The sequence below is a fragment of the Simiaoa sp. genome, assembly GCF_051972595.1.
Lineage (GTDB): Bacteria > Bacillota > Clostridia > Lachnospirales > Lachnospiraceae > Acetatifactor > Acetatifactor hominis.
The window spans coordinates 1-11,412 of the sequence record NZ_JBOKRY010000065.1 but is presented as its reverse complement, the minus strand read 5'-3'; the positions used below and the strand labels follow the sequence as shown (position 1 = coordinate 11,412).

Here is an 11,412-nt window from a genome sequence, read left to right as displayed (position 1 = left end):
AATGTAATTTTATGATTCAGTAACTATTCAGCACCCCATTCGCCCTATAAATAGTTACAGTTCCTGATATGCGAAATAGTCCACAGCCACCGAACCGCCAGCCACATCCTGTTCGTTGATGGCAAACAGTCCGTCCTTGACACCGACCCAGCGGCCCGGAGTTGCTTCCACCATCTGCCCCACAGGCTGTAAATTTTCTTCCGTGGTTCCCACGTAGAACGTACGGTAAGTCTCCTTCTCCACCTTCATCTGCATATAGATCACATCACTGTTCAATTCGCCCAGATCAGTGCGTACTTCATCGTCCTTCGTCCAGTTGCCGGTGCGCTGCTGCAGGCTCATTTTACCGTGTATTTTCTGAACTGCAAGTGCTGTATAACATCCGCCTAACGATACCAGTCCTGCCACATCGCCGTCCTTCATCTGCTCCAGATGCAGACAGGTGGTAATGGAAAATTCCGGTGCCGGCCACTTCTGTAATAACAGATTGCTGATGTCGCACAGCTGTGTCTTCGGATCCGCTGCCTGTGCATAGAGAAAGAGCTGACCGTCTTTCAGATCGTACCATTCCTTTTTATGATTGGCATTCCACTGCCATTGCAGTCCTAAACGATCTCCTTCGAAGAAATCGCTGTCCTCCGGGGTATCGATGGGGTATGTAGCTCCCACTTCCGGCTTCTTATAACGCAGTACCGGCTCACCGCAGCCGTCCACGGCATTTACTCCGATCACCGGCCAGTCGTTTTCCCAGCGCATGGGCTGTAAATGTACGATACGTCCCGCATTGCCCACATCCTGAAAATGTAAGAACCAGTCCTGTCCGTCCGGGGTATCCACCCAGGCACCCTGGTGAGGTCCGTTGACGGGGGAATTGCCCTGGTGCAGGACAATTTTTTCTTCCCAGGGACCATAAATATTTTTCGACCGCAGTACGGTCTGCCAGCCGGGCTTCACGCCCCCTGCCGGAGCGAAAATATAGTAATAGCCGTTTCTCTTGTACAACTTCGGACCCTCAATGGTAGGTTGGGTCGTATGACCGTCATAAATGAACTGACCGTCATCCAGCACTCCGGAGCAGTCCGGTTCGATGGGAGACATATACAACATGCTCTTGAAGCCGATACGGCTTCTGGCGAAAGCTGTCACCATGTAAGCCTTGCCGTCCTCATCCCAGAAAGGACAGGGATCGATCCAGCCCACTACCTTACGCACATAGGCAGGCTCACTCCATTTGCCGAAAGGGTCTGTGGTCTTGCACATCATAATCCCTTCATCCGGCATGGGAATGAATACATAGTAAGTTCCCTCATGGTAGCGGATGGCGGGAGCCCAGGTACCGCAGCCGTGCACCGGCTTGTCATAATAATCAAAGGGAAGCTTATCCATGATGTAATTGATGACCTTCCAGTTCACCAGATCCTTCGAATGCAGCAGCGGCACAGCAGGGGTGTTACAGAAGCTGGAAGCGATCATAAAATAATCTTCTCCCACACGAATGGCATCCGGATCCGAGTAATCCGTATACAGGATCGGGTTGGTATAGGTGCCGTCGCCCTGATCGGCGATCCACATTTTATGTATCTTCGTCTTGTCCATAGTTTCTCCATTCCGCAGCCTTTTGCCGCTGTTTGTTTTATAAAATCAGTATAGCAGATATTCCGTCATATCGCGTGTCATTTATCATTTTATTTATGACAAATCTTGCATTATCTACACTGCAATGCCATAATATAATGATGCCAGGGTCAAAAGGTCTAATCCCACATGAGCAGCACAGAACAATCCGTAGGCATCAAAGTGACAATCGTTGCAGGAGGAAAACACCTTGAGTTTCTTTTATCAGAATCGTAAAGAACAACTCTATCTGTATCTGTCCAAGAATAACCCTTACGCCGTCCATCTTCACAGACAGCTGGAGCTGATCTATGTCTTAAGTGGTTCCACCACGGTCACTGTGGAACAGCAGGAATTTCCGCTGACTCCCGGTCAGGGTGTCCTCGTTTTTCCGAACCAGATGCACGGCTTAAAACATGTGGAACCCGGTCAGAATCTGCTCTGTATCTTCGAGCCGGATTTCTGTCATTCCTTCCGACATTTTTTCCAGAATAAAAAGCCCTCACGCAATGACTTTGCCGTCTCCACCCTCTCGGAGCACAGTCATATTGCCTTACAGGGTCTCGAAACCTTAGCTGCCACCATGGAAAAAGATCGTCCCACCCCCTCCGATGTGCAGATTTATGCGGAAGGGTATCTGACGCTCCTTTTGGCAGATCTCCTGCCTTCCCTGCCCCTGCAACCCCGGAAAAGCACGGATGATCTGAAGCTGGAGCAAAGGCTGCTTCTCTATCTGGATGCCAACTACACGAAGGAATTGTCCCTAGACAGTCTCTCGAGAGAATTCGGTGTCAGCCGTTTTGTCCTCTCCCGGATATTTACGGAAAAGTTCCACACCACTTTCCCGGATTATATGAATTCCAGAAGGCTTGATTATGCCAGAGACCTTCTGCTGTCCACGGAACTGTCCGTGACACAGATTGCGCTGGATGTGGGCTTTGGAAGCTCCCGTACCTTTTTTCGTGCCTTTCAGGATACCTTCCATACCACTCCCGGGGCTTACCGCAGGCAGACGGAATCTACCCACAACAGCTCCTCGCCCGCCCGGATATAATCCTTCCAGGTACGAACGATCCGTCCCCGATCAGGTGTCTGACACATCTCCACTGTCACCGCCGTATCCACGCCTTCCCTCGCAAGCCCTTCCTGATCAAATTCTACGAGAAGCTTGCCTTTTCTCACGATCTCATTGGGCAGGACATTGCAGCGGTAATATGTACTATGAAGTTCTTCTTTATCCTTACAGATATTCAATAGTAGCTCCACCCCGCTGTCCGTGCGGAAACGGATCCGGTTGCCCATAGGATAAAGCTTCAGCACTTTCCCCGAAGTGGGGGCATAGACTCTTCCATCCGCCGGCAGGATGGTAATGCACTTAGTATTGTCATCCGCCGCTCCTTCCGTTGTGTCCTGCAAAGTATCCTGCGATATTTTCCTGATCTCGCCGTTCACCGGGCTCCCTATGGCGGTGCCTTCCATAACAAGCTGTCTGTTCCCTGTTATTCTTCTCTCTTCCTGTCTGTTGACCGCCTCTTTTTCTGTTTCTTCCATATTCCACCGGATGCTCCTGCCCAACCAGAAACCGATCAGCAGTCCCAGCACTCCCGTTGCCACCACAGCATACATCTGCATGTTTCTACCTTCCTTTTTCCATAATAAGACTCTTACATCTTATTCTGTCTCATTTTCGGGAAAACATGCCACTTTTTCATTCATAAAATCCAAGAGTATCGCTGTCACGATCCCCGCCGCCATGCAGAACAGATTCCGGGATGCCGCATCCGCCGATGTTGCAAAGCTGCCCCAGGGAACGGTCATCACCGTAGCCGCACCGACAATCCCGAGAATTCCATGAAACATCACCGCATAATGCCTCTCAAACAACCGGTTTACCAGTTTTGCCAGACAGATAAAAGTCACCACGCACCCTGCCACTCCCGGAAGCAGAACCTCCGGTCTCACATGACCGATCCCTTCCACAAAGGGCGTATACAGACCCAAGGGCATCAATATTGTTGAAAAGCTCATGCCCGGAGCGATCACCGACAGTGCAAATGCAAAGCCGCAGAACAAAAAACTTAAAAGTCCCGGCTCCACGGTATTTTGGGAGTTCTGCAGCCAGAATAGCAGACTGATCATTGCCACCAATGTCACGCAGGATAAGATCACATTTCCCACATTCCTGCCCTGTTCTCCCGCTTCTCTCCACAACGAGGGAAGCATTCCCACGATCAGTCCCACAAACACGCAGACAGAAGGCTCCGGGTAAGTCTCTAATACATATGATAACAGATTCGCCACCCCTAAAAATCCCGCTGCCGATCCGATCATATAAGGGAATAATCCCGGCAGACGGATCCGCCACTTATGTACCGGATCCGACAAAAGCTCCATGATCGGTCGATAAACTCCGAACACCACACTTAAAACGCCGCCGGATATCCCCGGGAGTACCGCTCCCAGACCGATCAGCGCCCCTTGTAATACTTTTCCCAAAAATCTAAGATCCATCGTCATTCTCCGCATCCTGTTTCTCTTAAAATCATATGCTTTTTCCTTAGGAAAATAGGTCTAAAAATCAAAGATAATTATTGACATTTCAAGCAGGGCAATGGTATACTCTAACCGTATTCTAAATGAAAGTCATTGATCTCACATATTTTTGTAAGACATTGCTACTTTTTCACGGATGCTTTACAAAAATATGTGATTTTTTTGTCCTACGTTTTAGAATCATCAAAAGGATCAGGCAAAGCCTGAATTATTAAAGGAGGTACCAATAATGAATAACGGTACAGTTAAGTGGTTCAATGCTCAGAAGGGTTATGGTTTCATCACCAACGATGCTAACGGAGAGGAAGTATTCGTACACTTTTCCGCAATCAATGCTGATGGTTTCAAGTCTCTGGAAGAGGGCCAGAAGGTAACTTTCGATACCGAGTGCGATCCTCAGAACAGCAGCAAGATCCGTGCTACCAACGTTACTGTTGTAGCTTAATAGCAAGGCAAGCCAAAAGGATCAGTCCCTTAGGACTGATCCTTTTTTGTGTATACGATGAGCCAAGTACAGATTTGTGCTTGCACAAGAATCTGTATTTGGCGAATGTACATCATCGAGCTTTTAAGCGAGATGGTGTACAAAGTATACAAATCGAGTAGGAGCCAGCCTACTCGATTAACTACTCAAAATTTTTCCAACGCTCTGCGGGGATCTCTGTTTTCGTGACCAGGCATTCCGGATCCGGTGCCAGCATATGCCGTACCACCCGGAATACTTTTTTAGCATCACACAGGAGACACTCCGCGTCTCCAAATGCTACTTCTTCCACTGCTCCGCAATCCAGAAACGCCTGGTTTAATTTCACAAAATCCTCTGAAATATGAGGCTGCATCGCATTGTAATGTTTCCGCATATATATTTTCTTTTTGGTTCCGTCCGGTAAGATCGTTATAAGCTCCATAGGCTCCGCCGCCAGCCGGTTCGGTACATTCAGCACTTCTTCCACGCTGTGGATATAAGTATTGCGTTCGTGCCCCACACCTACTAACAAAATCTTCCCTCCGCAATCCTTCAGCCGGTCGTACGCTCCTCCCGGGGTACAGGGCGTATTGTTCTCGTCCTCCCCCGCCAGATATTCTGCGGCTCCTTTTCCGAAGCCAGCCAGCGAATGGGTGGGATGCAGGGATCTTACCACACCTTTTCTCAGTCGGAAGAGATTTGTCAAGAGACCCACGCAGGACGGTGTGCTGCGATAGTCATACACCGGACACTCTGCATTCACATTCGCCCAGGTATGGGTCGGAAGTAACAATAACCCGTCCGCGAAATATTCCATCCAGGCATCCAGCACAGTATCCGCACCGTCCTCCACCTCTCCAATGGCTTTCATGGAGGAATGGATCAGGATCGTCTCTTTTCCGGTAAGCCTCATGGTTTCCAATTGTCGTTTTAAGTCTTCTTTCGTATACATGGTTTTCTCCACTCTATAACGTTCTGTGACAACCTCCCTTGATCACTGGATTGATTTTGTGTTGCCGAGTATCACCGCATTTTTATTTCATTTCCTTTGGTATAAAGCTGTCGAAGATAAATATATCAAAATGCTTTCTCGCTTCGTCCAGTTCCTTCTGGCTCTTGATGGTCCATGCTGCTGCGGTATTATGATACAGCCCTCTACAAAGCTTTCTTGACAGGATCGCGGGATAATGGTGATTGTATGCCACGAAATCCGGCTTCGTCACGAAGTTCAACAGCAGATTCTGCAGGACAAAATACAATATTCCCACATACTCTCCTTCCTTCAGGAAAGCATCGGACAGCTGACCGCGCACCAGATCCGGATGATTCTTACGATACCACCGTACTCCCAGAGGATTAAAGGACTCCATGCAGTACATTCCCTTGTAGGCCCGAAGCATCTTATCCGCAATGGGGCACAGGGACAGGTCGATACGCTCGATCTTGAACTCCACGATCAGAGGTACTTTTCCGTCCACCATCTGAAGCACGTCCTCGAACTTCGGGATCTTCTCCGTGGACTCACACAGATGGAACTGCTGCAATTCCTCATAAGTGTAATCACAGATTTTTCCTTCGCCGCCGCAGACTCTTTTTAAGGTAAAATCATGGAACACCACGGGAATCCTATCCTTCGTCAGCTGAATATCCAGTTCGATACCGAAGCCTGCATCCACGGCCTTGCGGAATGCTGCCATGGAGTTCTCCGGAGCCTCTGTGGCATTGTCATGCAGACCTCTATGGGCATAAAGCCATTCTTTAAAAGGGGCTGTGTCCGGTTTGTGCAGCATCCTCGGCATGATCATGAGAAAATACAGAACTGCGAGAACTACCAAAACAATCAATAAGATTCCTAATACTTTCATTCCTATAACCTTCTATCTTCCTGTAACTTTTTACAGCGAATCCATACCGTTTCTATCACAGTATAGATTCGCTGCCTTTTACTTTAATCCACTACTCTTTTATTTTCAAGTAGGTATTTCTTAAGATTCTCCAAAGAGCTTACAACACATTTGTCAAATTGTATCGTCCTGCCAAGTATATACCGAAGTTATCCGCATCAATCATCTACATCAAAGTTTTCCAGAATACTCTCTTTTTTCTGGGGCTTCACATCGCCGTGACGTACCTGGGTCATAGTAAGGAATGCCATCAGGGAGAAGAAAAGGGCATAGGGAAACAGGGTGTTATAGGACACATTTTCCAATAGGAATCCGGATAGTACCGGAGTCAGGATCTGCGCTGCCATGGAGAACGTATAATAGGTTCCGGTGAATTTCCCCACATCGCTGCCACTGCTCATGGCCACGATCATCGGATAGGAATTCACATTGATGGCTGCCCATGCCACACCGATCAGGGCAAATGCCACATTGACGATGGGATGATATTCTCTGGCAAAAATTGCGCCACCATAGCAGGCTGCCATCAGCAGAACACCGCCCATGATAGTCTTCTTACGACCGATCTTCGCAGAGATGTTTCCAATGGGAATATAGCTCAGAATAGCAGCTACCGTCGCTACCATCAGACAGTTGGCGAAGCTTCCGCCCTCCATCTTCCATACTACCTTCGTATAGCGGGAAAAAGCTGTGGTCACGGCATTATACGCGGTGAACCATAAGAAGATAGATGCAAGCATGAAGTACATACTGCGCTTCACTTCCTTGGGCATACCCTTGGTGCCTTCCGTCTTTCCTGTCTGTTTTTTCCCGTCGAAAGATTTTACCTCTCCGGTATCTCCCACTGCCTCGATCTCACCGGCAGCTTCCACTCCCTCGGCCATTGCTTTTTCTTCTATTGTTCCTGCATTTGCCGCCTCTGCCTTCTCGACTTCTTCCCGCAGCTTATTTTCCCGGATGGTGATCACAAGAATTCCCACAGCAATCGCCATGACTGCTGCAATACTTGCAAATAAAGGCAGATAATCCGGTGTTTCACCTTTGCCCACCAGAACTTTGATCATGATCAGAGCATAGACGCCGCCCACAGCTCCCATGAGGTTGATCACCGCATTGGCACGGCTGCGCAGATGGTTCGGTGTCACATCCGGCATCAATGCCACCGCCGGGGAACGATACAGTCCCATGGACACCAGGGTGAAAAACAGCACCGCCAGGAAGATCACCTGGTTACTGAAGGACTCTCCTGTGTTCCATCTTGCTTTTTCCGCATTGTCGATTATCGGCAGTAACATCATGAAGATCACTGCCAGGATCGTACCTGCCACGATAAAGGGCATTCTTCTGCCAAGCTTCGTATGTACCTTATCTGACAGCGCACCAAACACCGGCAGTAGAAAGATCGCCAGCACATTGTCCAGTGCCATGACCGCTCCCGTCATAGTCTCGCCCAGATGATAGGTATTCTGAAGGATCAGGGGGATGATGTTGTCATACATCTGCCAGAAGGAACAAATGCTAAGAAAAGCCAGTCCGATCAGAAACGTTCTTTTGTAATTTAATTTTGTCTCCATAAGAAAACCTCCCAAGTTGATAGTTTTATTTTATCAGAGGGGGATGCCATACGCAATCTTCGGGAGTAAAATCGATGTAAATTTTCTTTTCGAAACTGCTTTTGCATTGAGCTCCTGTTTCAAAGCATCAACCACCATGAAGTGACAAAAGTCGTTCCAGCGTGGCACACTGGCTGGTCCACCGCCTGAGAAAACGCTGAAATATCACACTTTCTCCTTGAAATATGTGGGCTTTTATGTATAATGGAAGAAGTGACTTTGTAACGCATATAAATAAGAAGAGGTTTTTAGAATGATCAGTGCAAACAACGTAACTTACCGTGTGGGTAAGAAAGCATTATTCGAAGATGTCAACATCAAGTTTACCGAGGGCAACTGTTACGGACTCATCGGAGCCAACGGTGCCGGTAAATCCACCTTTTTGAAGATCCTGTCCGGTCAGCTGGACACCACCAAAGGTGATATCGTCATCACCCCCGGTCAGCGTCTCTCCGTGTTGGAGCAGGATCATTTCAAATACGATGAAAATGTGGTTATGGATACCGTTATCATGGGTAACGAGCGTCTCTTCCAGATCATGAAGGAAAAGGATGCCATCTATGCCAAGGAAGATTTCAGTGATGAGGACGGCATCCGTGCCAGCGAGCTGGAAGCAGAATTCGCTGAGATGGACGGTTGGGAAGCAGAATCCAATGCCGCCATGCTGTTAAACGGTCTGGGCATCGGCACCGAGTTCCACTACTCTCTCATGAAGGATTTAGACGGCAGCCTGAAGGTGAAGGTCCTGTTAGCCAAAGCACTGTTCGGTAACCCCGACATTCTGCTGCTCGACGAGCCTACCAACCATCTGGATCTGGATGCGATCGCATGGCTGGAGGATTTCCTGATCGATTTCGAGAATACCGTTATCGTAGTATCCCATGACCGTTATTTCCTGAACAAGGTATGTACCCAGATCGCCGACATCGACTACGGCAAGATCCAGCTGTATGCCGGTAACTATGATTTCTGGTATGAGTCCAGCCAGCTGCTGGTGAAGCAGATGAAGGAAGCCAATAAGAAAAAGGAAGAAAAGATCAAGGAATTACAGGAGTTCATCTCCCGTTTCTCCGCAAATGCTTCCAAATCCAAGCAGGCTACTTCCAGAAAACGTGCCCTGGAAAAAATTGAGTTGGATGACATTAAGCCCTCCAGCAGAAAATATCCCTATATCGACTTCCGCCCCGAGCGTGAGATTGGTAACGAAGTACTGGCTGTGGAACATCTGTCCAAGACCATCAATGGAGAAAAGCTGTTAGATGACATCTCCTTTACTCTGGGTCGTGAAGACAAGGTGGCTTTCGTAGGAAGCTGTGAGCTGGCGAAGACCACACTGTTCCAGATCCTTGCCGGAGAAATCGAGCCGGATGAGGGAACCTACAAGTGGGGTGTTACCACTTCCCAGTCCTACTTCCCGAAGGATAATACCGCAGAGTTCGACAATGATATGACCATCGCTGACTGGCTGACCGGCTACTCTCCCGTAAAGGATGCTACTTATGTCCGTGGTTTCCTGGGACGTATGTTGTTCGCCGGCGAAGACGGTGTGAAGAAGGTCCGCATCCTCTCCGGTGGTGAGAAGGTTCGCTGCCTACTGTCCAAGATGATGATCAGCGGCGCCAACTGTCTGATCCTGGATGAGCCCACCAACCATCTGGATATGGAGTCCATCACTGCGCTGAACAACGGTCTGATCAAGTTCCCCGGTGTGGCACTGTTCTCCTGCCATGACCACCAGTTCGTACAGACCACTGCCAACCGTATCATCGAGATCCTGCCGAATGGCAGCCTGGTAGACAAGATCACTACCTACGATGAGTACCTGGCAAGCGATGAAATGGCAAGAAAGCGTACTGTATTCACCGCACAGACCGAAGACGACGAGAACTAAGACGAATAAAATGGATGCCGGTGCTGCCGACATCCATTTTATTAATTTCCCAATTCTGTTTCATTGAATGTTCTCCATTAAAACATGTAATATTTACAAACACTGTCTCTATACGCAAAATTTAACTCTAATGTATGTTAATGCGGACCAATCCCCAAAAAATCTCAGAAAGGAGAGAAATATGGTAGATCTTCACGTACATTCCACCTGTTCCGACGGTACCTTTACCCCGGAAGAATTAGTTGATTATGCAATTCAAAAAGACTTAACCGCCTTCGCTCTCACCGATCATGATACGGTCAACGGACTGGACCGGGCGATCCGATATGCGGATGGGCTGCGACAGGCTCAGGCTGCTTCACCGTCTGACGCTCCCGCCTCTCAGGTGCCGGAAGTGATCCCCGGTATCGAGCTATCCACGGAATATCAGGGCAAAGATATCCACATGGTTGGTCTTTTCATTGATTACCGTCAGCCGGAGTTTGCCCATTACTTGGAGGATTTCATTCGTTCCCGCGAGAACCGCAATGAAAAAATGTGTGCGCTTCTCAGAGAGCATGACATTGACATTACTTACGAGGCACTTCTGGCGGAATTCCCCGGTGCGGTTATCACCAGAGCTCATTTTGCAAGATATCTCCTCTCCCACGGCTATATCCAGAGCATGAAGGAAGCATTTGACCGCTACGTGGGCGATCACTGCCCCTGCTTTGTTCCAAGGGAAAAGGTGACTCCCGCTCAGGCTGTGGAACTGATCCTCGGTGCCGGCGGAGTTCCTGTGCTGGCACATCCGATCCTCTATCACATGAGCGATGATCGTCTGGATACTCTCGTAGCGGAATTGAAAAAGATCGGCCTCGTGGGCATCGAAGCCATATACAGCACCTACAATACAGCCGAGGAGCGTCAGATACGCGGACTTGCCTCCAAATATGATCTGAAGATCAGCGGTGGCTCCGACTTCCACGGCGCCAACAAGCCCAAGATCGACCTCGGCACCGGCTGGGGGAAGCTGTATGTACCGGATGAGGTTTTAGAAAATTTAAGACCGGAAAAGAAATAAATTGAAAGTTAATTAAGAAATGCTATCGAATCCCCGTAGCCCGCATTGGGGCTACTGGTTTCCTTTAAAACAGCCTTAAACTAATGAAAATGGTGGAAAATGAATAGAAAAAAGTTCTATAAAAGAAGCAATTCCTCTGTTTTAGATCTTTTCTGCAATTATGGAGGAAATTATTTACTCCCAAAACAATAATTCCACTATTTCCTGTTATTCGATGGATTTTAGTGGAATCAGTAAACAGAACGCCCACGGTGGACGGAATGTCCTTCCGAAGATGTTTGTCGGGAGGTGGTGATATTTTCTCGAAA

10 protein-coding genes are annotated in these 11,412 nt (G+C 48.4%); 4 read left to right on the top strand and 6 right to left on the bottom strand.

Going from position 1 to position 11,412, the window contains the following annotated elements; translation table 11 throughout:
* Positions 1–54: 54 nt before the first annotated feature.
* A complete protein-coding gene (locus ACTRDR_RS14425) occupies positions 55–1,596 on the bottom strand; it encodes a glycoside hydrolase family 43 protein (RefSeq protein ID WP_440528305.1) in 1,542 nt (513 codons plus the stop codon).
* 229 nt (positions 1,597–1,825) lie between these two features.
* Here ACTRDR_RS14425 and ACTRDR_RS14420 point away from each other — a divergent pair, with 229 nt between their 5' ends.
* The gene (locus ACTRDR_RS14420) at positions 1,826–2,668 is read left to right on the top strand and encodes a helix-turn-helix domain-containing protein (RefSeq protein ID WP_440528303.1); all 843 of its coding nucleotides are present in this window, start codon (positions 1,826–1,828) and stop codon (positions 2,666–2,668) included.
* Here the strand turns inward: ACTRDR_RS14420 and ACTRDR_RS14415 are convergent.
* Both ACTRDR_RS14415 and ACTRDR_RS14410 read right to left on the bottom strand, forming a co-directional pair.
* Positions 2,614–3,246, bottom strand: coding sequence for a PTS glucose transporter subunit IIA (locus ACTRDR_RS14415; protein ID WP_440528302.1), 633 nt, complete (start codon positions 3,244–3,246; stop codon positions 2,614–2,616). The two genes, ACTRDR_RS14420 and ACTRDR_RS14415, sit on opposite strands and share 55 nt — an antisense overlap.
* 39 nt (positions 3,247–3,285) lie before the next feature.
* Positions 3,286–4,125 (bottom strand): DUF368 domain-containing protein, encoded by an 840-nt coding sequence (locus ACTRDR_RS14410; RefSeq protein WP_440528301.1) that lies wholly within the window; start codon positions 4,123–4,125, stop codon positions 3,286–3,288.
* Between the two features lie 271 nt (positions 4,126–4,396).
* Here ACTRDR_RS14410 and ACTRDR_RS14405 point away from each other — a divergent pair, with 271 nt between their 5' ends.
* The gene (locus ACTRDR_RS14405) at positions 4,397–4,612 is read left to right on the top strand and encodes a cold-shock protein (protein ID WP_022154211.1); all 216 of its coding nucleotides are present in this window, start codon (positions 4,397–4,399) and stop codon (positions 4,610–4,612) included.
* Between the two features lie 181 nt (positions 4,613–4,793).
* Here ACTRDR_RS14405 and ACTRDR_RS14400 read toward each other — a convergent pair whose 3' ends face one another.
* The 3 genes from ACTRDR_RS14400 to ACTRDR_RS14390 form a co-directional block, all read right to left on the bottom strand.
* Positions 4,794–5,585: an AAC(3) family N-acetyltransferase gene (locus tag ACTRDR_RS14400; RefSeq protein ID WP_440528299.1), complete on the bottom strand. Its 792-nt coding sequence runs from the start codon at positions 5,583–5,585 to the stop codon at positions 4,794–4,796.
* An 82-nt stretch (positions 5,586–5,667) separates the two neighbouring features.
* The gene (locus ACTRDR_RS14395; protein WP_176863005.1) at positions 5,668–6,498 is read right to left on the bottom strand and encodes a glycerophosphodiester phosphodiesterase family protein; all 831 of its coding nucleotides are present in this window, start codon (positions 6,496–6,498) and stop codon (positions 5,668–5,670) included.
* 197 nt (positions 6,499–6,695) lie between these two features.
* Complete coding sequence (locus ACTRDR_RS14390) at positions 6,696–8,111, bottom strand: MFS transporter (RefSeq protein ID WP_440528297.1); 1,416 nt, start codon at positions 8,109–8,111, stop codon at positions 6,696–6,698.
* Between the two features lie 292 nt (positions 8,112–8,403).
* On the opposite strand from ACTRDR_RS14390, the gene ACTRDR_RS14385 reads away from it, so the two are divergent.
* Positions 8,404–10,041, top strand: coding sequence for an ABC-F family ATP-binding cassette domain-containing protein (locus ACTRDR_RS14385; protein WP_440528295.1), 1,638 nt, complete (start codon positions 8,404–8,406; stop codon positions 10,039–10,041).
* Positions 10,042–10,222: 181 nt separating this feature from the next.
* Positions 10,223–11,104 (top strand): PHP domain-containing protein, encoded by an 882-nt coding sequence (locus tag ACTRDR_RS14380; protein ID WP_440528293.1) that lies wholly within the window; start codon positions 10,223–10,225, stop codon positions 11,102–11,104.
* The last annotated feature ends 308 nt before the right edge of the window (positions 11,105–11,412 follow it).